The sequence below is a fragment of the Bradyrhizobium sp. NBAIM03 genome, from assembly GCF_020194055.1.
Classification (GTDB): domain Bacteria; phylum Pseudomonadota; class Alphaproteobacteria; order Rhizobiales; family Xanthobacteraceae; genus Bradyrhizobium; species Bradyrhizobium yuanmingense.
The window spans coordinates 26,045-48,577 of the sequence record NZ_JADYVS010000010.1 but is presented as its reverse complement, the minus strand read 5'-3'; the positions used below and the strand labels follow the sequence as shown (position 1 = coordinate 48,577).

The window sequence follows — 22,533 nt, the reverse complement described above, 5'->3', positions numbered from 1 at the left end:
TCGATAATCGAAGCGCCAGGGTATGCTTGCCCGGGCGCGCAATGCCGTGCCGCGGGTTCTGGAATGGACGTGAACGCCCGTGGAACCGCTCAACGCACGCTCGATGCTCGATGCCGCGGCCAGCACTGCGGCAAAGCCTGCTGACCAGCCCTTCGTGGAGCGCCGTCGCCGGCTCTCGCCTGCCGCGCTCGATGTCGTCAACCAGAAGGTCGCCCGCGCCTATTCGCCGATCGTGATCGCCGGCTTCGTGCGCCTTGCCGATTTCGCGCTGCTGAGCCTCGTCGGCATCGCAATCTATCTCGGCTACGTCATGCCGCTCGCGGGGGCGTTCAGCTGGATCTATCCAGCCGAGGTCATCGCCGTCGCCATCGCCGCCGTGGTCTGCTTCCAGGCCGCCGACATCTACCAGGTGCAGCTGTTCCGTGGTCAGCTCCGGCAGATGACGCGGATGATCTCGTCCTGGTCGTTCGTCTTCCTGCTCTTCATCGGCATCTCCTTCTTCGCCAAGTTCGGCAGCGAAATCTCGCGGCTGTGGCTCGCCGCCTTCTACTTCCTCGGACTCGCCGCGTTGATTGCCGAGCGCCTGGTGCTGCGCGCGCTGGTCCGCGCCTGGGCGCGCCAGGGCCGGCTCGACCGCCGCACCATCATCGTCGGCTCCGACAGCAACGGCGAGCAGCTGGTCGAGGCGCTGAAGGCGCAGGAGGATTCCGACATCCACGTGCTCGGCGTGTTCGACGACCGCAACGACAGCCGCGCGCTCGACACCTGCGCCGGCGCGCGCAAGCTCGGCAAGGTCGACGACATCGTCGAGTTCGCCCGCCGCACCCGCGTCGACCTCGTGCTGTTCGCGCTGCCGATCTCGGCGGAGACCCGCATCCTGGAGATGCTGAAGAAGCTCTGGGTGCTTCCGGTCGATATCCGCCTCTCCGCGCACACCAACAAGCTGCGCTTCCGGCCCCGCTCCTATTCCTATCTCGGCGAGGTGCCGACGCTCGACGTGTTCGAGGCGCCGATCACCGATTGGGACCTGGTGATGAAATGGCTGTTCGACCGTATTGTCGGCAGCCTTGCGCTGCTCGCAGCCCTGCCGGTGATGGCGTTGGTTGCGCTCGCCGTGAAGCTCGACAGCCCCGGCCCGGTGCTGTTCCGACAGAAGCGGTTCGGCTTCAACAACGAGCGCATCGACGTCTACAAGTTCCGCTCGATGTACCACCATCAGGCCGACCCGACCGCCTCGAAGGTGGTGACCAAGAACGATCCGCGCGTCACCCGCGTCGGCCGCTTCATCCGCAAGACCAGCCTGGACGAGCTGCCGCAGCTCTTCAACGTGGTGTTTTCAGGCAATCTGTCGCTGGTCGGCCCGCGCCCGCATGCGGTGCAGGGCAAGCTGCAGAGCCGGCTGTTCGACGAAGCCGTGGACGGCTATTTCGCCCGCCACCGCGTCAAGCCGGGCATCACCGGTTGGGCCCAGATCAACGGCTGGCGCGGCGAGATCGACAACGAAGAGAAGATCCAGAAGCGCGTTGAGTTCGACCTCTATTACATCGAGAACTGGTCGGTGCTGTTCGACCTCGTCATTCTCCTGAAGACGCCGATCTCGCTGCTGACCAAGAACGAGAACGCGTATTGAGTTTCTCTGTCATGCCCCGCGTAGGCGGGGCATCCAGTACTCCGTAGCGCTAGTGGTTTCCACGATAGGCGCCGCGGAGTACTGGATCGCCCGGTCAAGCCGGGCGATGACGGCTGTGTTGTGGCGCATGAGTTGCGTAAGCGTATGAGCGTGTGATGGCGTATGCGGCGACAGCCGGTGGAGTGAACGCAGCCGCAACGGCCGCGCCCGGCGTGCTGGCGTTGCAGCGCGCGCTGGTGTGGCTGGTCGGCGCCTCTGGCGCCATCGTCTTCATCGAGCCGAGCCCTTACGAGATCGCGACGCTGCTCGCGACCGTCACCTTTTTCGCCACCGGCCTGCGCCTGCGTCTCGTGCTGATGCCGCTGCTGTTGATACTGATCCTGCTCAATGTCGGCTACACCATCAGCGCGATTCCGCTGTACGAGCGGGCGGAGGTGGTGAGCTGGATCGCGACCTCCTGGTACATGGCGGTGACCGTGGTGTTCTTCGCCATGGTCATCTCCGAGGACACCGAGGCCCGGCTCGACATGCTGCGACGCGGCCTCGTGGTCGGCGCGATGATTGCCTCGCTGCTGGCAATTGCCGGCTACTTCCACCTGATTCCCGGCGGCAACGACCTCTTGACGCTCTACGGCCGCGCGCGCGGCACCTTCAAGGACCCGAACGTGCTCGGCGCCTACTTGATCCTGCCGGCGCTGTTCGCGCTTCAGAGCGTGGTCTCCGATAAATTGGCCAAGGCATTCCGCAACGTCATCGCCTTCGGCATCATGTCTCTGGCGATCCTGCTCGCCTTCTCGCGTGCGGCCTGGGGCGGCCTGGTGCTGACCTCCGCCTTCATGCTGGCGCTGATGGTGCTGACCAGCCGCACCAATGCGCAACGCTCGCGCATCGTCATCATGGCGATCGTCGCCGCGGTGCTCGGCCTCGCGCTGATCGCCGTGCTGCTGTCGCTCGATTCCACGGCGGAGATGTTCAAGCAGCGCGCGAGCTTCGGCCAGAGCTATGACGAAGGCCGCTTTGGCCGGTTCGGCCGGCACATCCTGGGTGCGGAGATGGCGCTCGATCTGCCGTTCGGCATCGGTCCACTGCAATTCAACCGCTACTTCCCCGAGGACACCCACAACTCCTACCTCAACGCCTTCATGTCCGGCGGCTGGCTCTCCGGCGTGTGCTATCCCGCGCTGGTCTTCACCACCGTCATCATGGGTTTCCGCCACGTCTTCATCCGTGTGCCGTGGCAGCGCGCCTACCTCGCGGTCTTTTCCGCCTTCCTCGGCACCGTCGGCGAAAGCTTCGTGATCGATACCGACCACTGGCGGCACTTCTGGATGATGCTGGGCGCAGTGTGGGGGATGATCGCAGCCGCGCAAGCCTACAAGCTCAGGTCCGGCGAGGACGCTTCTTCAGCTTGAGATCCGGCCGCTTTTCCGGCGGCGTGTCGAGCAGACCTTTCAGGGCCTCGGTCGCCGCGAGCGTGCCCTTGTATGCTTCATTGGAGAAGCGAAGCAGCAGCCGCAATTCCTCGTCGGAATAGCCGTTGCAGACGTTCTCCATCGCCTGCTGCATCGGCACGTAATACTGGCCGAGGCCGGCGATCGCCTCCGGCACGACCGTGATGAAGACCTTGCGACGATCCTTCTCGTCTCTTTCGCGCCGCACCAGGCCCGCCTTTTCGAGCCGGTCGACAACACCGGTGATGGCACCGGTGGTCAGGCCGGTGACCTCGGCGAGCCGCCCTGCCGTGACGCGGCCTTCGAGATACAGGATGTCCATGCATTCGAGATCGGAATTGGCAATTCCGGCAACGTTGGCAACGGTCTGTCCGTAGAGCACGCCCTGCGCGGAGGACCTGCGCATGGCGTCCTCGAGTTCCTGCAGCAGCGCAGCGCGCGCCTTCGTCCTTGACAAGGCCCACCTCATCTCTTAGGCAATATATATCTTAGTCACTAAGATATTTAGTGATCGTAATTTCTCCTAGCACCACGGAAACGTCGGGAGCAAGCCATGGCCCACCGTCCCCGCAAGGCGCTGATCATCGGCGCCGGCATCGCCGGCCCCGTCGCCGCGATCCTGCTGCGCCGCGCCGGCATCGAATCCGCGATCTACGAGGCCTGGCCCTATTCGAAAGGGACCGGCGGCGGCCTGCAGATCGCACCGAACGGCATGCATGTCCTGGACGAGATCGGGCTGGCGAAGCAGCTGATCGACCGCGGCTCGGTCGCGGAAGCCTTCAACTTCTATTCGCAGGGCGGCGAGAAGCTCGGCTCAATCAACCGCGACCTGGCGCGGCGCTTCGGCCAGCCGGCCGTCAACATCGCGCGCGCCACGCTGAACGAGATCCTGATCGACAAGGCCTGGTGCGCCTCTGTCTCGCTCTATTTCGAGAAGCGCCTGATCAAGATCGAGGATCGCGGCGACCAGCCGATTATCGCCTACTTCGCCGACGGCACCACCGCCGAAGGCGACTTCCTGATCGGCGCCGACGGCGTGCACTCGGTCGTGCGCCGCCAGGTGGTGCCTGACGGCCCGCAGCCGTTCGACACCGGCCTGATCGGCTTCGGCGGCTTCGTGCCGCATGCCGTGCTCGACGGCAGATCCAGCGGCCAGCACGTCGAAACGACCTTCGGCCAGAGCGGCTTCTTCGGCTACGGCTATTGCAGCTCCGATCCGAAAGACGGCGTGATGTGGTGGAGCACGCAGCCGGCGCACGGCATGGACGCGGCGACGTTCCGCGCGCTCGACCATGCGACGCTGAAGCAGCATCTGCACAGCTTCCATCACGGCTGGCATGATCCGATCCCCGCCATCATCGAAACGGCCGAGAACATCGTGGTCACCGACACGCTCGACGTCGCGACCCTGCCGACCTGGTCGCGCAAGCGTTCGCTTCTGATCGGCGATGCCGCGCACGCGACCAGCCCTCACGCCGGCCAGGGCGCCTCGCTGGCGCTGGAGGACGCGATGCGATTTGCTCGGCTGATGCAGGAGGGCCAGGAGCTCGGCGCCACTTTCCAGGCCTTCGAGACCGAGCGCCGCCCGCGCACCGAGAAGATCGTCGCGATCGCCCGCCGCAACGGCAACAACAAGCGCGAGTTCAGCGCCACCGGCGCCTGGATGCGCAATCAGATGCTGAAATGGCTGCTGCCGCTGGGCGCCAAGGGCATGGACTTCATGTACGCGTACGATGCGCGGGCGGCGTGACAGAGACGGTGCCGTAGGGTGGGCAAAGCGCAGCGTGCCCACCACCGAGAGATGGTGGGCACGGCGCGTTGCGCCTTTGCCCACCCTACGAGAGCCAACCTAGCTCTCCACTTTGAACGTCAGCCCGGCATTGTCCTGCAGCCGCTTGATCAGCTTGTGCTGCATCGCTGCGCCCGGCGTCCAGAAGCCGGCGGGAACGTCGCTCGCATCGCGCAGCAGGCAGATGGCGCATTCGGAGATCATCTTCGAGGTCGAGCCGTAGCCGGGATCGCGGTCGCCGGTGACGCCGGCGCGGACCATGCGGCCGTCGGGGGCGATCGCGACATAGAGCAGGTTGAACAGGCCGTTCTCCCGCTCCTCCTTCGACGGCCCCTCGCCCGGCTTCGGCGCGTTCGGGCCGGTCTTCTCGGCATTGGCCGCCATCACGCGCTTGGCGTTGGCCTCACCCTTCTCGCCGGGGCCAGTCAGCACCATCTCGTCGTAGACGAAGTCCTTCCCGTAGGGAAAGCCCATCAGCATGTTGGAGCGATGGACGTTGCGGGTGTTGATCAGCGCCATCATGAACGGCGCGGCCCAGGATTGCAGGTCCTCCTCGAAGACCGCCCTGTTGCCCTTGGGCTGCTTCGGGCCGGTGAAATCAGGCGTCAGCGCGAAGTGGTCGTTGAGGATGGCGACGAGGCTGAGATCCTTGGCGACGGCGTCGAAGGTCGCCTTCGCGCTCGCCGCCGTGCCGCCTGACAACGTGCCGCGCATGTCGCGCACGCGGCCCTTCACGCGCGGTGCCGGCGCGCCGAACACGCGCCTGGCTTCCTCCTGCACGAAGAAGGTGCCGAGCTCGAACGGCACGGAATCATAGCCGCAGGAGAACACGATGCGCGCGCCGCTCGCCTTGGCCGCCGCATCGTACTTGTCGATCATCTGCCGCATCCAGACCGGCTCGCCGCAGAGATCGAAATAATCGACACCCGCAGCGACGCAGGCAGCTAACAGGTCCTCGCCGTAGAACTGGTAGGGGCCGACCGTCGTGATCACCGATTTGGTTTGCGCCACCATCGCCTTCAGCGACGCCGCATCCGACGCATCCGCCACGATCAGCGGCGTGTCGGCCGGCGCGCCGATCGCATCGCGCACCGATTTCAGCTTGTCGAGGCTGCGGCCCGCCATCGTCCATTTCAGCGCCTTGTCGTCCTTGTAATGCGCCGCCAGATATTCGGCGACGAGCTGGCCGGTGAAGCCGGTCGCGCCGTAGACGACGATGTCGAATTTCCCAGAGCTCATGATCGGCCTTTACTTCTTCGCGTAGCTCACGCCCATGCCGGCACGGACGTCGCTTTGAATGCCATAGGGCGGGATCGGGTAGCGCAGGCCGTTCTTCGCCAGCGCCTTCATGCCCTCGATTGCCTTGGCGAGATGCGAGGGCTTCAATGCCATCAGCATCTCCTCGTCCGGCACGCCGCCATAGCGCCGTTCGGCATAGCATGGCAAGGACAGGCTGGGCTCCCCGGTCTTGAGCGCCCGCCCCCAGGAATCCGCGCAGGCGGTCTCGCCGACCACGCCCCATTCGAACTTCTTGTAGCCGGTATATTGCAGCCCGTTGATCAGGATGATCATCTGCCCCGGCGTCGCATAGACGAGGCAGATATCGGGAGGATCGAGCCGGCCGCTCGCGAGCGGGCTGACGGCGAGCGCCTGATAGTGCCCGAACGGAACCACGTCCAGCGCCGCCTGGCGGTTGCGCGCGTCCTCCGCCGTGCCGTGCCAGACCCCGACATAGTTTTCGCCGGCGAGCCATTTCTCGTCCTGCGGCGCAAGACCGATCACCGCGCGGCATTGGGCGCCTACGAGATCGTCGGCGGTGATGCCGACGGTCCAGCCCAGGCGCGCGGCCATGCTGACAATCTGATCGGTGGTGTGAATTGCGTTCGGGCGGCGGATCTTCGGGATCGCCTCCATTTCTGCGACGCTCGCGAACAGCTTCATGCCGATCACGTTCGTCTTCAGCCGCAGCAGGCTGTTGAGATCGGCGACGAGGCCGGCAAGGTCGATCCTGCCCGTACTCTGCTGTTGCATGGCTTCCTCCGCGCCGGCGATGGTGCGCCGCGTATTCTTGTTTTGCGGCTTTGTTCTAGTCCCTGCCCGGTCCCGGAAGCAACTCGGAGATCCTGCCCATCAGACGGTAAGCGGTAAGACCGATCCACTCGCGCACCGCAACTTCGGTTCGTCTCAAGCCGTCCGCGCCCATGTTGGTGAAGGAGAATAGATCCTCACGTCCCCCCATCCGCCAGTCCACCGGATAGGCCTCGACGTCAAATCCGGCCTTGCGGAAGATTCCCATCGAGCGCGGCATATGGAAGGCCGACGTCACCAGGAGCCAGCGCTCGCCGGGCTTTGGCGATACCAATTGCTTGGTGAAGATCGCATTCTCCCAGGTGTTGCGGGAGTTACGCTCGAGGATCAGGCGGTCCTTCGCGATGCCGAGATTCTCCAGGATCGGCGCGGAATAGTCGGCCTCCCTGGCCTCGCTCGACACCAGGTTCGCGGAGCCTCCGGTGAAGACGATGCGCGCATTGGGGTAGCGGCGCGCAAGCTCGGCCGGCGCAAACAGACGATCGGCCGCGTGCGCGACGACCGGCGTGCGATGCGCCGCCGACAGATCGGTGTCGACCGAGCCGCCGAGCACGATGATGCCGTCGGGCGCGCCGCGCGAGGCGTCCCACGCCGGGAAGCGCGACTCCAGCGGGTAGATCAGGAGATTGCCGAGCGGCGAGAACGCTGCGAGCGCCAGCAGCACCAGCGTGGTCACGGCAAGCCGGCGGCCAAACGCGGCAAAGCGCGTCGCCATCAGCACGACAGATACAATTCCGAGCTCGACCAGAAGATTGATCGGCAGCAGCGCGACGCCAATGGTCTTGGAGAGAGCGAAAAACAGAGGAGCCTCGCTGGAATGATCGTGCCTGCCATGCGCGGGCTTGGCCGGCACGGCCTTGTTCGGAAATCCTTCTTGAAAGAGGATCGATCGCCGGGTCAAGCCCGGACCGATCAAACCAACCGGACGCGGCAAATGACCCATCATCACCTGCATTCCAGCCCCGAAACCTGCCATTGGGGCTTCTTCGAAGCCGCACTCGAGCCCGTCCTCACCGTGGCCAGCGGCGACGAGGTGACGGTCGACACCATCAGCGGCGGTCCCGACATGCTGCCTGATCGCGACAGGTTTCACATTCCGCCCGAGATGCACCAGGTTCATGCCAAAAACGAGCGCATGCTGCCGGGCCACATCCTCACCGGTCCGATCGCGGTCGAAGGGGCCGAGCCCGGCGACGTGCTCGCGGTCGAGATCCTCGACGTGCAGCTCCGGCAGGATTGGGGCTGGAACATGATCAAGCCGCTGTCCGGCACCCTGCCCGACGATTTCCACGAGACGCGGATCCTGAACATTCCGCTCGACCGTACCAGGATGGTCGGTCGCATGCCGTGGGGCCTCGACCTGCCGCTGAAGCCGTTCTTCGGCGTGATGGGCGTATCGCCGCCGCCAGCCTGGGGCCGCATCTCCTCGCTGATCCCGCGCGCGATGGGCGGCAATCTCGACAACAAGGAGCTAGGAGCCGGTGCGACGCTGTATCTGCCGGTGTTCGTGCCGGGGGCAATGTTCTCCTGCGGCGACGGCCATGGCGTGCAGGGCGACGGCGAGGTCTGCGTCACCGCGATCGAGACCGCGCTGCAGGGCCGCTTCCGCCTGACGCTGCGCAAGGACCTGAAGCTCGATTACCCCCGCGCCGAGACGCCGACGCACTACATGACCATGGCGATGGACCCCGATCTCGACCAATGCGTGGTGCGCGCGCTCCGCGACATGATCGCGCTGCTCGGCGAAACGCGAAATCTGTCGCGCGAGGATGCCTACACGCTGTGCAGCCTCGCCGCCGATCTCCGGGTGACCCAGACCGTCAACGGCGCCAAAGGCATCCATTGCATGATCGAAAAGGCGATCGTGCACGGCTGAGCCGGCGCGCCCTTTCCTGACCTGCCGACATCACGCCGCCGCCCGGTCTTCCCGGCGGCCCGTCGTGATGTGTCCGATTCTCAAGCGATTCCAATCACGTGAGCTTCCGCCCCAGCGCTGATTTGACTTCCACCCCCGAACCTAAATAGAGTCTTAATCGTTACTTTTATGTACCCGAGTAAGAGGCTAGCGTTCGGGCCATGGCCACCGAAAAAGCCGAGACTGACCGCATTCCCGTAACCTTGGCGCTCTCGACCATCGCGTATCTGGAGAAGCTGGTGAGACAGGGCACCCACGGCACCAGCGTTCCCGGCGTCGCACGGACATTGATCGAGGAAGGCATCCGTCTCGCCATCAAGGACGGTCTTCTGTCGATCCGCGACAATGGCAGGACGTGAGCGCACCCGGTACGTGAGGCGGGCGGATCTCGAGACCGCGGATGGCCGACATCTGCAACCTGGGATCGCCGACAAATGCCTGTTCTCTCACCGACCTGGACCGACGAACGAATCGAACTCCTGAAGCAGCACTTCGAGGCCGGCCTCTCCTGTCGCGAGATCGCCGCCGACATCGGCGTCAGCCGCAACGCGGTGATCGGCAAATTGTCGCGGCTCAATCTAACGCGCGGCCGGACGGTCGACGACCGAAAGGTCCAGGACAAAGGCCTGGCGCCGGCGCGGATGCGCAAGGCCGTGCCGCGGCTGCAATACGAGATGCTCGCCACGATCTATGGCGAGACCGATGCGCCGGTGTTTGCCGGCCCAATCGACGAGGCCAACCGCTGCTCGTTGCTGGAGCTGTCGGAGAATCGCTGCCGCTGGCCGATCTCGACGCCGGGCGCAGCCGATTTCTGCTTCTGCGGCAACACGGCGCCGGACGGCCAGCCCTATTGCGCCGGCCACAGCCGCCTCGCCTACCGGCCGCCGGCGCGCACCCGCTTGATACGCGGCTGACGTTGCGGGCATCTGGACAACAAAAAACCTCCGGCGGGGCATCGCCGGAGGTTTCTGGAGGCTTAGCATGAAGCTAAGAGCCGCAACTTTCGTATCTGGCTGGCAGTGATATAGCTTAGTAGCTCAAGTAAGTAAATAAGTTTGACGCGACGGAATCGCATGGCTCGCCTTCGTGTTCCGCAACGGCATTCGATTTTCCGAAATCCTTGCCCATGAAAAACCCCGGCAGTTTCCCGCCGGGGGTCTCCGATCGATTTGCGCGATCGATGATCAGAAGTTGCGCTGAGCGCGCAGCAGCATGCTCACCGAGTCTTGGTCCTTCAGCTCGTACACGGCCGCCGGCTTCGCAGCGCTGGCTATGCCCGGGCTCGCGATGAAGCCGGAGTACTTCTGGTCCAGACGCGACCAGCTCAAGTCGGCAGTGAACGCCAGGCCCTTGACCGGGGTCCACACGGTGTTCACACCGACCACCGCGAAGTTGAAGTCCGGATTACAGGTCGAACCGGCCAACCCGATTGCGGCGAAGTTGGTGCAGATCAGGGCCTTGCCCGTGTTGCCGTACTTCAGCTGGGCGTAGCCACCGTAGATGGCGCTGGCCCAGTTCGGGCTCCAGTTGTGGGTATAGCCGCCACGGAAGCCCCAGGTCTTGACGGTATCGATGCCGGTACCGGTTCCGAACACGCCGTCGGCGAGACCGGCGAACCCGGTGCTCTGATACGCGCCGTTGCCGCTGCCGCTGAACATGAAGAAGCTCTGCGGGAACAGGCTCTGGAAGTTGTAGCGGGTCGCACCATCGGTGTAGACGGCCTGCAGGTTGATGACGTCACCCGCGCCGGTCGGGATGTTCTTGATCGACAAGGCGCCCTGCACGGCCCAGCCCCACTTGTCGGAGGGATGACCGGTGACTTCAGTCGCGCCGTAATAGGCTGAATGCAGCTCATGGGCCGCGACCGAGATCTGCGCCAGACCCCAGGCCTGGTCGACACGAACCTGACCGATCACCTCGGGCATGCGCGTGCCGCCCCAGGCGCTGGCGCCATAGACGCCGGTCACGAACTGCGCCGCCGTACCCGACGACACGTTCCAGAGGTTCGACTGACCATTGTTCGCCGAGGTCTCGTCCTGCAGCGCGAACGAAGCAGTGATGCCCTGGCCGAAGTCAGCCGTGTAGGCAACCTGGTTCACGCCGTTGACGTGGTTGGAGCCGCCCGGAAGGGTATCGGGGCCGCCGGCCGGATAGCTCTGCCAGGGAGCGTCGAAGATCGAGACCGTGCGGCCGAAGGTGAAGCCCGCGAACTGGATGAACGCATGGTAGAGACCGAGCGAGGCCGAACTGGTCGAGAACGCCGACGGGTTGCTGCCGGTGACGTTCGTGGAGTCGTAGCTGACGACCAGGTCGGCGTAGGTGCGAACAACGCCGTATTCGGTCGCCGTGCGGGTATCGACGTTGAAGTCCAGACGAGCGCGGCTGTAGTAGTAGTTGGTCAGACGGTTGTTGGACCCGCCGTTCACACTGCTCGAGCTGTTCCTGAAGCCATAGTCGCCGCCGCCGCCGAGAAGCATGTCAGCGCGGATGTAACCACCAAACTTGATGCAGGTATCGGTGCCCGGCATGTAGTAGAAACCCGCGCCGTAGAGCGAGCAGATCTTCACGTATTCGACTGCCTTGGCCTTGACCGGAAGATCAGCCGCCTGAGCTCCACCAACGGCGATCAGTCCCGCCGCAGTGCCGAGCAAAAGGCTCTTCACCACTTTCATTTAAAACCTCCAAGTTGCTCATTTCACGGAGACCGGACCGTGAGGCCCCCCAGATCCCCGTCTCTTCATCAAATCCGCTCGGCCGCTTCGCGTTTTCGGACGTACCTGCATTCGCGAGGGACGTGAGCGAACCACCTGCAACGGGACGATCGAGAACCCCCCACCGTCGGGATCAATATGCCCGCGCCGTTCCGTTAATCAAAATAGTTTATTAGATCAGCTTTGTGGTTTCACTAACCCTGTGGCCGCAACGCAACAGCGGTGTTGAGCCAAAAAGCCTGATCGGGTCATATTTGTAGTTTTCGTGACACCATTACCCTGCTCTGCACTTGCGTCAGAGCAGAGTTGCGTGGACTATGCCCGCCGAAAATGAGCCGGAAAGAGAATCAGCTTGCGGGAGTGACGCTGTGTCCGCGACGAGGAAGGAAGGCGCGCGCCTGCGCACCATCGGCAACCTGGATATCATCAGGCGATTCACCTGGGAGATATCGTCAATCAACATGTATCTCGAGGAGCTGCGTCAGTTCTGGGCGAGGACGCTCGGCATCAGCGGACCGCAATGGCTGATCCTGATGGCCATCTCGGACCTCGACAAGGACGACGGCATTCCGGTCAACGTCGTGTCCAAGCTCCTCCACGTCGATCCGTCCTTCGTCACCACCCAGTCCAAGCTGCTGGAGAAGAAGGGCCTTTTGCGCCGCCGCCCCTCGCCGACCGACGCGCGCGTGGTCCGGCTATCCCTGACCGAGAAAACGCAGAAGCACCTGGCGAGCCTCAACGAGCAGTACAAGACCATCAAGGAATTCGTCTTCCAGGAGTTCGACGAGGCCGAGCTCGCCGAATTCACCACCAAGCTCGCGACGCTGAAGACCCGGCTGGAAAAGGCCTGCGTCCGCCTCAGCCTGGACCTCTGACGGCTCGCCGCTAGATCCGCCCCGCGCCACGGAGCCGCGATTCCAGCCAGTCGAATATATATTCGTTGGCAAGGCTCGGATTGTCGGCATGGGCCTGCGCGGCGCCGGTCTCCGCCGCGGTGAACACTTTCAGCGTGACATCCGAGCTGCCGAGCCGGGAATTCCGGACGAGCTGACGCGCCCGGTCGGCCTTGAGCCAGCCGTCCTCCCCGAGCGTGATCAGCACCGGGCAGTCGGCGCTGGAGGCCATCAGCGGCGCATGCGGCACAGGGACGATGCTGACGTCGCTCATCGCGAATCGGCTGGCGAAAAAGGCCCGCTCGTGCAGATCCCACAGGCCGCCGTCGCAGACGGCGGCGGCAAGCCGCGGCTCCTGCAGCACCGCGCGCGCCACGAAGGACGAGCCCCAGCCATCGGCGATGATCCCGACCCGCGCGAAATCGACGTCCTGCCGCATCTCCAGATAATCCATGACGCCGGGGATCGCGCTCTCGAGATCCTGGCGCCGCAATAGCGCCTCGAGAAAATCGTCGCGCTGGTCGCCGAACAGGTCGAGCGCCAGCATCGAGAAGCCACGCTCGCGCGCGTGCGGCACGAGCTTGAACAGAAATTCTTCCTTGCGGTGGCCGGGCTCGCCGATGCAGATCACGGTCGGCGCCGGCTCCTTCCCCGATGGCGCGGGCAGGAAGTATCCCTGCAGCGAGTGCCCGTCGAGCCAGGGTATCGTCACCACCTCGCCGGCCGGGCTGCGCGCGGCGAGATAGCGGCGCGCGCATTCCTGCATGGCCAGCACGGCGACCCAGCGGCGCTCGTCGGCGGGATCGAGCGGCATCGCTGCGGCACCATAATAGTTCATGGCGCGCAGCCAATTGCGCTGCGCACTGGCGCGGTGGCCCTCCGCGAACGCGGTCTCCGCGCGCTGCCGATTGGTCTGCGCCAGCTTCTTCCACTCGCGGTGCCAGGAGCGGTCGTCGCCGCGCTTCAGCTGCCGCGCGATCATCAGGCATTCCGCGATCGTGGCGCCGCCCTCCTGGGCCGCCGCGAGCAGCCGCGTGAACTCAGCTGAAATGTCCTCTCGCTCCGGGCAAAAGGTCCAGTCGTCGGAGAGGCATGCGGGCATCATTGGGAGCTACGCTCTAATCGTCGCGTTACCCCGATTGACTAAACCATTTCAAGTCGCCGACCAAGCCGGCGCGCGCGTCATTACAGGCATGTGAGATCAACATCGCTTGAACAACGTCATGACGGATGCGTGACATTGCAACAGATCATGGTGCGCGACGAACATTGGCGGGAGCTGGCACTTAGAATTGTCCAAGTATCTCTTGCCATGACGACCATCATAGCCATATCGGCGCGCCTTGCTGGGCGCGCTAAAGAATATGACCCCTAGCGGCGGCGTGCGCGCACGCCTCTCCTTCGAGACGGCGCTGACGTGCCTCCTCGGGTGCGATGGGTGGGCGCCCCGGCAGCGGCCTCAACCAAGCCGCCAGCCGACCTCCTGCGTAAAACTTTCGAAGAAGGCGCGGTCATAGGCCTGCTCCGGCGCGGCGCGCACGCGCTCGTCGAGAAGCCTGGCGTCCTCGCCGACCAGAATGCGCCACCGCTCCGCCTTGACCCCGTCGAGGATGATCTTGGCGGCTTCTGCCGCCGTCGTCGGCGCATCCTCCAGGAAGCTGCGGGCGCGCTCGGCGAACGCCGCCTGGATGTCCTCGTCCGACATCCCGTCGGCATCCGGCACGCCGGCCGCGACCATGCGCTTGCGGGTCAGCGCGACCTCATCGGCATTGAGCCGCTCCGAGCCGTCGGCGCTCTGCACCTTGCGCGAGTTGGAGACGATCGAGGTGCCGATATGGCCGGGCATCACCACCGAGCATTTGACGTGCGGCGCATGCAGGCGCAAATCGTTGATCAGCGCTTCGGTGAATCCCTTCACTGCGAATTTGGCCGCACTGTAGGCGGTGTGCGCCTGGTTCATGCCGATCGAGGCCCAGAAGCCGTTGACGCTGGCGGTGTTGACGATGTGGGCTTCGTCCGCGGCCACCAGCATCGGCAGGAAGGTGCGCACGCCGAGATAGACGCCGCCCCAGCAGATGTTGAAGGTGCGCTCCCATTGCTCGCGGGTGTTGGTGAACAGGCTGCCGCCGCCGCCAATGCCGGCATTGTTGAACAACAGATGGATCCTGTCGGTCTGCTGCTGCTCGGCGAGCTCGTCGCGAAAACGCTTCAGATGGTCCTCGATCGCGACGTCGGCGACGTGCGTCGTGACGCGCAGCCCCTGCGGCAGCTTCTCGGCCTCGCACAGCCGCTTGGTCTCGGCCATCGCGGCCTCCGAGACGTCGCACATGGCGACGTTGCAGCCCTCGGCCACGAGCTGCCGCGCGAGCTCGCGCCCCATGCCCGTGCCGCCGCCGGTGATGACTGCGATCTTTCCAGCAAAATCCTTCATGGGACTTCGGTCCCTCCCCTTGTCGGTGTGTTTCTTGGTCACGGCGCCGCTGACCGCGGCGCGCGCAAAACTGTAGCAGCGCGACATCCGCGGGTAAAAGCCGTGCGCTGCCCTCTTCGCCTTCGGTAATTTCGGCGGGCGGACTACGCGCGATGTTGCGCGCGGGCCTTGTGAAGTGGCTCATAGGCGACACGGCCCGGATAATCGATCATTCCTGAGTATTTTCCAGCGGGTTCCCCGTATTTGTCCGGCTTCGGGTTAATGGCAATTTTTCTACAATCCGAATCGCCAAATGGGGGTGGACGCTGGATTGAGTCGGCCAGGCCAGCGTGTTGTTTGCGTGTCACAGGCTCTGGCACTCCGCTTGCATCCTCTTCGTGGTCAGAAACAACCAACGAGGTGATAGGAATGTTCGTGACCGTCGTTGCCGTGCTTTGCCGGCTTGGCGCAGCCAGCTCAGGCAGTTGTGTCGAGGAAATCGTGACAGACAGCAACATGACACCCGAGATTTCGCTAATGCAGTGCGCGATCGGCGCACAAGCGCCTCTCGCGAAGTGGATGGGTGAGCATCCGATCTATCACGCGAACTGGCGCCTCGAGCGCTACAAATGCGTGCCGGGTCATTACGAGATCAAGGGCCACGCCTAAGGCCCCGCAAAACCACTGGTACCGAGACCACGGATACCAGAACGATCGATCCAAGAGGAAACGCCCGGGGGCCGCTTATCCCTGCGTGCGGACACTGCCAGCGCCAGACCGATCACGGCAGGCGCTCTGTGACAATGATCACGCCCTCCCTCTAAGCCACTTCACGCAAGATGATCGCGCGTGCCCGCCGTCCTTCCGGCGTCGGCATCAGCGCGAAGTTGTGCGGTTGCTCGCGCAATAGATGCAGCTCGATCGGCACGCCCACCGCCCTCGCTCTTGCGGCAAGGTCGACGCTGTCTGGATACAGAAGATCGCGCGTGCCCGAAAAAATCGTCATCGGCGCGAGCCCGCGGAAACTGCCGTTGAGCGGGCTGACGAAGGGATGGCCGACTTCGAGCTCGCCGGCATAGAGCCGCGCGGCCTCGACGATGCCCGGAATATCCTGGATCGGATCGCGCGCCGCGATCGCAACCTGCTCCGGACGGCCGACCGAGGCATCGGCCGCGGGCGAGATCAGCAGCAACCGGCTCGGCTGCCGATGACCGCGATCGCGCAGCCATTGGCAGGCGGCGAGCGCAAGCCCAGCGCCGGCCGAATTGCCGACGACCGTCACTTTTGCATCGCCAGCGTCTTCCAGCAGCATGCGCAGCAGCTCGGCCGTCGCCGGCACGACGTCCTTGGCGGTCGCCCGCGGCGCCAGCGGGTAGATCGGCACGACGCAGCAGATTCGCGCCTTGCGCGTCATCTCACCGATGAAGCGCCAATGCGCCGGCGCGATCTCGTTGATGTAGCCGCCGCCATGCAGGAACATGACGTAGTTGCAGCCCTCGTGGCCTGACGCCGGCTCGGTGTAGTAGACCGGCCAGCCGCCCATCTTGGTCAGCGTCACCTCGACGTTGCCGACCCCGACCGGCTCGTGAGAGGCCGGCGCCAGCGCCAGCTTCTGCACACGCGCCAGCACCGCCTCGGCGGATGCAAGCTGCTGCTTGTAGGGAAGCTGCCGCAGCAGCAGGTTGAGGGCCCGGCTTTGCAGGCTTGGTGCTGGATCGCGCGGCGCCCGCGCGCCGAATACGCAGCCGCCCGGACAGAATTGGAAGGCCGATACAAGTCTCGCAACGCTCATCGCCACATCCCCATCCGGCTGTTTCGACCCGGCGACGAAGAGGGTTGCCGACCCGCCGCCATTGGTCGATATAATGCGAGCATTCACTCGCTTTTCCTACTCGCATTCAGATCACAAGTCCGTGGCCCGCAAACCGTCCACAACACCCCGGAAAAATGCCTCGCAGGAGCGATCCCGTGCCACCGTCGACGCGCTGGTCGAGGCAACTGCTCGCATTCTGGTCAAGGAAGGCTTCGAGAAGGCCAGTACCAACCGCATCGCCGAGATCGCCGGCGTCAGCGTCGGCTCGCTCTACCAATATTTTCCCAGCAAGGAGGCCCTCGTCGCCGCCGTGATCGATCGCCACAATGATGCGATCATGAATGTCGTCCGCGCCGCCTTCGCGGAGGTCGCCGACCTGCCGATCGAGATGGCCGTGCACCGCCTCGTCACCGTCGCGATCGAGGCCCATCACATCGACCCGAACCTGCATCGCGTCCTCGCCGAGCAGATCCCCCGCTCCGGTCACCTCGCGGAAGTCGAAGCCTACAGCCACGAAATCCACGCCCTCGTGCGCACCTATCTCGAACGCCACCGCAAGGAGATGCGCAAGATCGATCCCGCGCTCGCAGCATTCATGTGCGTGAGCGCGATCGAAGCCATCGCGCACAACACCGTGCTGAACGGAGAGATGCTGTCGGAGAAGATGGTGAAGGTGCTGGTGGACGAGACGACGCGGATGGTGGTGGGGTATTTGAGGTAGCGGAGCCTGAGATTACGGAAATCGGCGACAGCGCGCCCATTTGGATGAGGCAGCGTCCTGCGCCCTGAGAGGCGCGCCAGAATGCAGTCCAGCACTGTCACCGTAATGTCCGAACACGACGGATCGAGGAAGCGCCCACTTCGCCAGGCCCGATGACACAAAGCGCACCGCGTTTGTTCGGGACCAAGTTACCATGCATAGTACCGGGGCTCTCGGCGGGCCGCTTGACTCAGGTCAATATCCCGCCGGCCTCAGCGCGCCAACATTGTCGTATGGGTGTTGTATTGCCTGCCATCTAGCGTGAGCGATCCCGGCGGAGTGCCGGGGCGCGGACATCGATCGTGAATCGTGACACGACGGAAAGCAGAATGAAGCTCGCGCTTGCGCTGCCACCACCGCAACGTGATTTGCGTCTCGACCTGTTTCGCGGCCTCGCCAACTGGGCGATGTTTCTCGGCCATGTGCCCGGCACAGTGCTGGTGTGGTGTTCGTTCCGAAATTATGGATTCAGCGACGGGGCCGACCTGTTCGTGTTCATCTCCGGCTACACCTCGGCGCTCGTTTATACCCGAAAAATGGAGCGAGGCTTTGTGTTCGGAACGAGCAGGCTCTTCAGGCGCGTATGGCAAATCTACACCGCCCATATCGTGCTATTCATGATCTACCTGGCTTTCATCCATTTCCTGTCGGAGAGGTTCAACGCGCCTGATCTGATCGATCTGTTCAACGCCGGACCGGTCACCAGCGCGCCGATCGAGATGATGACGCAGGGGCTTTTGCTGCGATACAAGCCTCTGAATTTGGACGTGCTGCCGCTGTACGTCGTCTTGATGGGCCTGTTTCCTCCGATCCTCTGGTTGATGTTGAGATTTCCCGACGCCGCCATGATCGGGTCGGTGCTGTTATATCTGGCTGCGCGGCAATTCCATTGGAACCTGCCTTCCTATCCGTCGGGAAGCTGGTACTTCAATCCGCTGGCGTGGCAGCTTCTGTTTGTTACGGGCGCATGGCTCGCGTTGACCGGTGCGGGGCGTCTGCATTTCTTGCTGCGGTCCAGGTTCGTGCTGGTTGTTGCGGTTGCCTATTTGATTTTTGCGGCGATCATGACGTTAGCTGCTCACCAGCCTCAGCTCCGGGCCTTGTTTGCGCCTGCCTTGTTCGAGCTTTTCAATCCCAACGACAAGACCAATCTGGCGCCCTACCGCTATCTTCATTTGATGGTACTGATTATCCTTGGTGCCCGGTTCATACCGATCGATGCGCGCGGGCTACAAGCCACCATCTTGCGACCCCTGGTAAAGTGCGGCCAGCAGTCCCTCGAAGTGTTCTGTGTGGGCATTCTCCTGGCCTTCATCGGGTACTTCATCCTGCAGTTGGCAGGGAACGGCATCCTCGCTCAACTGCTCGTCGGAGCTGCGGGAATCGCGATCATGACGGCGGTTGCCTACTACAGATCCTGGTCAAAGCGAGTAGAGAAACCTTCACATGAGAGTCCGGTGGATGGAAAGAGGGCGCCGGAAAGCACCGGCCCCCTCGAGCATCTTGTAGTGCGCGCCGCCGGAACGGTGCCGCAGGTCGCTTGCGGGACGGGTACGCAGCAGCAGCCGTTAAGGGAAGTTTGACAACCGCGCCGGCCGTCAAGATCGCGATCGAGGCCCATTCCATCGACCCGAATCTGCACCGCGTCCTCGCCGAGCAGATCCCCCGCTCCGGCCACCTCGCCGAGGTCGAGGCCTACAGCCACGAAATCCACGCCCTCGTGCGCGCCTATCTCGAACGTCACCGGAAGGAGATGCGCAAGCTCGACCCCGCGCTCGCAGCGTTCATGTGCGTGAGCACGATCGAAGCCATCGCGCACAACACGGCGCTGAACGCAGCCGAGATGCTGTCGGAGAAAATGGTGAAGGTGCTGGTGGACGAGACGACAAGGATGGTGGTGGGGTATTTGAGCTGGGTGGGCGACAAGCCAGGGCATTGCGATCTAGCTCCGCACGATGCTTCTTGAGCTTCGCATCTGGCCTGATGACGATCGCACTGCCCGCGTCCAAAGCTGATCGTATTTGCGCGACTCATCCTCCGCCGGGACGCGACCGCGTCAGTCGTCGCGCGGTAACTCGCCTCGCCAATTTAAATATTTATGCATATTTAATTTTGACAAATTAAATCATTATTATTTGAGGCCGGGCAGAACCGGAGCGTGGTCAATCTCAGTCAGGCACGCTCTTGCTCCGCGATGTCGGTATGTCATCACCGTTTTGCGCGTCTTGAGGAACGCGACCTCTGAGCTTGCATTGTCGGCTTGATCTTCAATCGTTCACGAGGTCGACAATGCATCTTCTCGTCAGAATGGCGGCGATTGCGACAGTCCCTGCTTGGATCGGATTGAACGCGAACGGCGCTGCAGCACAGGATTTCCATGACCGGTGGTCCATCATTCCGAAGGCTCAGGCAGAGCCGGCGCCTGCTGGACCCGAACAGCCGAAGAAGGATCAGATTGAGGCGCCACCTCCAACCGCACAAGAGCCATCGGCTGATCGCTCGGGCATGCGATCTTTCAATCGAGTCTTTTCGGGAAAGGCCTCCTATTATTCATATTCCAAAGGCAAGACAGCGAGCGGTTCGACATTCAATCGGAATCACCTCACGGCGGCGCATCGCAGCCTGCCGTTCGGCACCAAGGTCCGCGTGACCCATGGAGGAAGCAGCGTCATCGTCACCATCAACGACAGAGGCCCGTTCATTCGTGGCCGCGTCCTCGATCTCTCGCTCGCTGCCGCGCGCAGCTTGGGGATTACGAATCGCGGCGTAGCTCAGGTTCGTGCCGAGGTGTTGTAGCGGGCGGCTTTTGAACGGCCGTGACATTGAAAACCCGACGCGTTTGTGGATATGACCTCGAGTACTCACCGCCTTCAACGGGATGGCGATGGGGTATTTGAGGTATCAGCGCTTGTGCCTTTTGGGGAAGCCGGCGGAAGCCTCGCAGAATAACAAGTAGTCCCGCAACGCCGATCATGTCGGCGGGCAGACGAAGGTCGTCAGGCTTCCTTCTTCTTCACGCTGATATTTCCGTCGCCCTCGATATATGCCTCTACGACGTCCGAGGGACTCGCTATCCCCTCCTCGCGAAGCTTGCTCATCAACTCATCCATCGTCACCAGCTCCTGCCGCATGTGGCGGCGAAGGACCTGCCCGTTTTTGATGAGCAGGAGCGGCGCCGGCCGAGCAAGCCGCTCCACGAAAGGCACGTGATACCCGACCCAGTCGATGGCTAGATTCCAGAAAATGATGGTGGCAACGAGCACGATACCTTCTGTGATCGAGTGGTATTCGCCCGCCATGCCATTCTGCGCCGCGTCCGCCAACAGGACGACGAGAAGCAAATCGGGAATGCTGAGTCCGCCGGTTTGTCGCTTCAAAATGAACCGCATCAGGGTGAAGATGCCGAGATACATGATGGTGCCCCGCACGATCATTTCCATGATGGAATGCGTCGGGACGAAGATCTCGCTCCACGATAACTGAAACATGTTGCCCTCGCCTGAATGGAAGCGTCCTGATGCCGCGAATCGAAACTCTTATCGGACCCGAACAGTTTCGGAGTTGCGAGGAGGATGGTGAAGAGTTGAGGCTCTAGCCGACCGCTCGACCGTGATTGTCCTCTGGACGATCAGCTCCTACCACTGTCCGACGCGGCGATTCGGAAAAACAATATGACTCAATGACATCGCTACTGTGCATGGGGTTGTTTTCGTCGTTTCGATGTACCGCCCACCGCAGGCCCCGCTTCTGGCCACAGGCATCGTCGCGGCCGGAGCACGCTCCACGCCGACGGTCACCCGACAGAGGTTGAAAAAATGGTCGGAGCGAGAGGATTTGAACCTCCGACCCCTAGTCTCCCAGACTAGTGCGCTAACCGGGCTGCGCCACGCTCCGAATGCCGTTCCATTAGCTAGGATCGCCGCTTTGCGCAAGGCGAGGCCGCAGCATTTTGGTGTATCGGCCCAGAGGGGCCGGAACTGCCCGCAAAGGTGGGCCTCCCCTAGCCGTCCTTGAGGGCCTGATCCAGCATCTCGCGGCAGGCGACGAGGTCGGCCAGCGCCCGACCCAGCCGCTCGCGGTCCAGCGCGCTGGGGCCGGCGGGCGCGGTGGCGGCGCCTTTGCGGAAGGTGGTGAGGATCTCCTCGTCGTCGATCTCGCTGAAGCGGAAGTCGATGCCTTCCTCCTCATCGCCCTGGAAGTCGTCATCGTCGGTGTCGGTGACGCCCTTGATGGGGGCCTCGTCCTCGGGCTCCATCAGGCTCGCGCCGATGGCGTCCTCGATCGCGCCGAAGGAGACCGCGGCCGCGCTGTCGGCGAGACCCTGCACCGATTTGACGCCGTGCTCCTTCAGGATCCGCTGCACCCCGCGGATGGTGTAGCCCTCGCCATAGAGCAGCCGGCGGATGCCCTTGAGCAGATCGACGTCGTCGGGGCGGTAGTAGCGGCGGCCGCCGCTGCGCTTCATGGGCTTGATCTGGGAGAAGCGGGTCTCCCAGAACCGCAGCACGTGCTGCGGAATGTCGAGTTCCTGCGCTACTTCGCTGATGGTTCGGAACGCATCCGGCGCCTTGTCCAAAGGCCAGTCCTTTCCGAAAGGCGGTTAAGCCTCTTCTTGAGCCGGGGTGGCTTCGCCGTTGGTGCGGTGCTGGGCGTTGATCCGCTGCTTCAGGATCGCCGACGGCTTGAACACCATGACGCGGCGCGGCGAGATCGGCACCTCGGTGCCGGTCTTCGGGTTGCGGCCGATGCGCTGACCCTTCTTGCGCACCATGAAGGAGCCGAACGAGGACAATTTCACCGTCTCGCCCTTCTCCAGGCAGTCGGTGATCTCCTTCAGCACGAGTTCCACGAAGGCAGACGATTCCGTGCGCGACAGGCCCACCTTCTGGTAGACGGCTTCGCACAAATCGACACGCGTTACGGTTTTGCTGGTCTCGCTCATCGCCCTGCCCCACCTCACGGCGAACAATTCTTGTCTGAAATTATGAGGTTACGATAGTGCGGTCAACACCGCACATCAATGCAGACGTCGGGATAATCGGCCGTGATTCCGGCAAAATTTTATCGGTGTGG

At 63.3% G+C, this 22,533-nt stretch carries 23 protein-coding genes and 1 tRNA gene; 12 read left to right on the top strand and 12 right to left on the bottom strand.

Features of this window, described 5'->3' with window-relative positions; genetic code table 11:
- The first annotated feature begins 79 nt into the window (after positions 1-79).
- Together I6F21_RS17125 and I6F21_RS17120 are read left to right on the top strand one after the other, a co-directional pair.
- Positions 80-1,630 carry an undecaprenyl-phosphate glucose phosphotransferase gene (locus I6F21_RS17125; protein ID WP_225140081.1) on the top strand — a complete coding sequence of 517 codons (1,551 nt, stop codon included), beginning with the start codon at positions 80-82 and terminating at the stop codon, positions 1,628-1,630.
- Positions 1,631-1,785: 155 nt separating this feature from the next.
- The gene (locus tag I6F21_RS17120; RefSeq protein WP_225140082.1) at positions 1,786-3,042 is read left to right on the top strand and encodes an O-antigen ligase family protein; all 1,257 of its coding nucleotides are present in this window, start codon (positions 1,786-1,788) and stop codon (positions 3,040-3,042) included.
- Here I6F21_RS17120 and I6F21_RS17115 read toward each other — a convergent pair.
- On the bottom strand, positions 3,011-3,487 hold the full coding sequence (locus I6F21_RS17115) for a MarR family transcriptional regulator (protein WP_050995948.1): 477 nt from the start codon (positions 3,485-3,487) through the stop codon (positions 3,011-3,013). The genes I6F21_RS17120 and I6F21_RS17115 overlap by 32 nt on opposite strands.
- A gap of 147 nt (positions 3,488-3,634) precedes the next feature.
- On the opposite strand from I6F21_RS17115, the gene I6F21_RS17110 reads away from it, so the two are divergent.
- Complete coding sequence (locus I6F21_RS17110; protein WP_225140083.1) at positions 3,635-4,831, top strand: FAD-dependent monooxygenase; 1,197 nt, start codon at positions 3,635-3,637, stop codon at positions 4,829-4,831.
- A 99-nt stretch (positions 4,832-4,930) separates the two neighbouring features.
- On the opposite strand, the gene I6F21_RS17105 is transcribed toward I6F21_RS17110, so the two are convergent.
- The 3 genes from I6F21_RS17105 to I6F21_RS17095 are packed head-to-tail and all read right to left on the bottom strand — an operon-like array spanning position 4,931 to position 7,724.
- Positions 4,931-6,109, bottom strand: a complete 1,179-nt coding sequence (locus I6F21_RS17105; RefSeq protein ID WP_225140084.1) for a saccharopine dehydrogenase NADP-binding domain-containing protein — start codon at positions 6,107-6,109, stop codon at positions 4,931-4,933.
- 9 nt (positions 6,110-6,118) lie between these two features.
- A complete protein-coding gene (locus tag I6F21_RS17100; protein WP_225140085.1) occupies positions 6,119-6,901 on the bottom strand; it encodes a DUF169 domain-containing protein in 783 nt (260 codons plus the stop codon).
- A 55-nt stretch (positions 6,902-6,956) separates the two neighbouring features.
- On the bottom strand, positions 6,957-7,724 hold the full coding sequence (locus tag I6F21_RS17095) for a YdcF family protein (protein WP_036010382.1): 768 nt from the start codon (positions 7,722-7,724) through the stop codon (positions 6,957-6,959).
- A 168-nt stretch (positions 7,725-7,892) separates the two neighbouring features.
- Between I6F21_RS17095 and I6F21_RS17090 the strand changes: the two genes are divergently transcribed.
- The 3 genes from I6F21_RS17090 (at position 7,893) to I6F21_RS17080 (ending at position 9,787) form a co-directional block, all read left to right on the top strand.
- Entirely contained in the window at positions 7,893-8,834 is a 942-nt protein-coding gene (locus I6F21_RS17090; protein ID WP_225140086.1) for an acetamidase/formamidase family protein, read from the top strand.
- 200 nt (positions 8,835-9,034) lie between these two features.
- Positions 9,035-9,232 carry a hypothetical protein gene (locus I6F21_RS17085; protein WP_024341172.1) on the top strand — a complete coding sequence of 66 codons (198 nt, stop codon included), beginning with the start codon at positions 9,035-9,037 and terminating at the stop codon, positions 9,230-9,232.
- A gap of 75 nt (positions 9,233-9,307) precedes the next feature.
- Positions 9,308-9,787 (top strand): GcrA family cell cycle regulator, encoded by a 480-nt coding sequence (locus I6F21_RS17080; protein WP_225140087.1) that lies wholly within the window; start codon positions 9,308-9,310, stop codon positions 9,785-9,787.
- Positions 9,788-10,057: 270 nt separating this feature from the next.
- On the opposite strand, the gene I6F21_RS17075 is transcribed toward I6F21_RS17080, so the two are convergent.
- Positions 10,058-11,545 carry a porin gene (locus I6F21_RS17075; RefSeq protein ID WP_109143549.1) on the bottom strand — a complete coding sequence of 496 codons (1,488 nt, stop codon included), beginning with the start codon at positions 11,543-11,545 and terminating at the stop codon, positions 10,058-10,060.
- Between the two features lie 407 nt (positions 11,546-11,952).
- Here I6F21_RS17075 and I6F21_RS17070 point away from each other — a divergent pair, with 407 nt between their 5' ends.
- Complete coding sequence (locus I6F21_RS17070) at positions 11,953-12,459, top strand: MarR family transcriptional regulator (protein WP_036010395.1); 507 nt, start codon at positions 11,953-11,955, stop codon at positions 12,457-12,459.
- A 10-nt stretch (positions 12,460-12,469) separates the two neighbouring features.
- On the opposite strand, the gene I6F21_RS17065 is transcribed toward I6F21_RS17070, so the two are convergent.
- Positions 12,470-13,582 carry an alpha/beta hydrolase gene (locus I6F21_RS17065; protein WP_036010398.1) on the bottom strand — a complete coding sequence of 371 codons (1,113 nt, stop codon included), beginning with the start codon at positions 13,580-13,582 and terminating at the stop codon, positions 12,470-12,472.
- Positions 13,583-13,936: 354 nt separating this feature from the next.
- Positions 13,937-14,908 (bottom strand): SDR family NAD(P)-dependent oxidoreductase, encoded by a 972-nt coding sequence (locus I6F21_RS17060; protein WP_225140088.1) that lies wholly within the window; start codon positions 14,906-14,908, stop codon positions 13,937-13,939.
- Between the two features lie 408 nt (positions 14,909-15,316).
- On the opposite strand from I6F21_RS17060, the gene I6F21_RS17055 reads away from it, so the two are divergent.
- Positions 15,317-15,556, top strand: a complete 240-nt coding sequence (locus I6F21_RS17055) for a hypothetical protein (protein WP_025036674.1) — start codon at positions 15,317-15,319, stop codon at positions 15,554-15,556.
- 151 nt (positions 15,557-15,707) lie between these two features.
- On the opposite strand, the gene I6F21_RS17050 is transcribed toward I6F21_RS17055, so the two are convergent.
- The gene (locus I6F21_RS17050) at positions 15,708-16,679 is read right to left on the bottom strand and encodes an alpha/beta fold hydrolase (RefSeq protein WP_083235130.1); all 972 of its coding nucleotides are present in this window, start codon (positions 16,677-16,679) and stop codon (positions 15,708-15,710) included.
- Between the two features lie 121 nt (positions 16,680-16,800).
- On the opposite strand from I6F21_RS17050, the gene I6F21_RS17045 reads away from it, so the two are divergent.
- The 4 genes from I6F21_RS17045 to I6F21_RS17030 all read left to right on the top strand — a co-directional run bounded on the left by I6F21_RS17045 (position 16,801) and on the right by I6F21_RS17030 (position 20,256).
- Positions 16,801-17,421: a TetR/AcrR family transcriptional regulator gene (locus I6F21_RS17045; protein ID WP_036010401.1), complete on the top strand. Its 621-nt coding sequence runs from the start codon at positions 16,801-16,803 to the stop codon at positions 17,419-17,421.
- Between the two features lie 368 nt (positions 17,422-17,789).
- A complete protein-coding gene (locus I6F21_RS17040; RefSeq protein ID WP_063822468.1) occupies positions 17,790-19,043 on the top strand; it encodes an OpgC domain-containing protein in 1,254 nt (417 codons plus the stop codon).
- Complete coding sequence (locus I6F21_RS17035; RefSeq protein WP_225140089.1) at positions 19,040-19,426, top strand: hypothetical protein; 387 nt, start codon at positions 19,040-19,042, stop codon at positions 19,424-19,426. Before I6F21_RS17040 ends, I6F21_RS17035 begins: the two co-directional genes overlap by 4 nt.
- 323 nt (positions 19,427-19,749) lie before the next feature.
- A complete protein-coding gene (locus I6F21_RS17030) occupies positions 19,750-20,256 on the top strand; it encodes a septal ring lytic transglycosylase RlpA family protein (RefSeq protein WP_036010404.1) in 507 nt (168 codons plus the stop codon).
- A gap of 200 nt (positions 20,257-20,456) precedes the next feature.
- Here the strand turns inward: I6F21_RS17030 and I6F21_RS17025 are convergent, their stop codons facing one another.
- From I6F21_RS17025 to I6F21_RS17010, 4 genes are all read right to left on the bottom strand, one after another.
- Positions 20,457-20,948 carry a YetF domain-containing protein gene (locus I6F21_RS17025; protein WP_036010407.1) on the bottom strand — a complete coding sequence of 164 codons (492 nt, stop codon included), beginning with the start codon at positions 20,946-20,948 and terminating at the stop codon, positions 20,457-20,459.
- A gap of 328 nt (positions 20,949-21,276) precedes the next feature.
- Positions 21,277-21,354, bottom strand: a tRNA-Pro gene (locus I6F21_RS17020).
- Positions 21,355-21,460: 106 nt separating this feature from the next.
- A complete protein-coding gene (locus I6F21_RS17015; protein WP_225113067.1) occupies positions 21,461-22,036 on the bottom strand; it encodes a MerR family transcriptional regulator in 576 nt (191 codons plus the stop codon).
- A gap of 24 nt (positions 22,037-22,060) precedes the next feature.
- Positions 22,061-22,402 carry an integration host factor subunit alpha gene (locus I6F21_RS17010; RefSeq protein WP_225183348.1) on the bottom strand — a complete coding sequence of 114 codons (342 nt, stop codon included), beginning with the start codon at positions 22,400-22,402 and terminating at the stop codon, positions 22,061-22,063.
- Between the last annotated feature and the right edge of the window lie 131 nt (positions 22,403-22,533).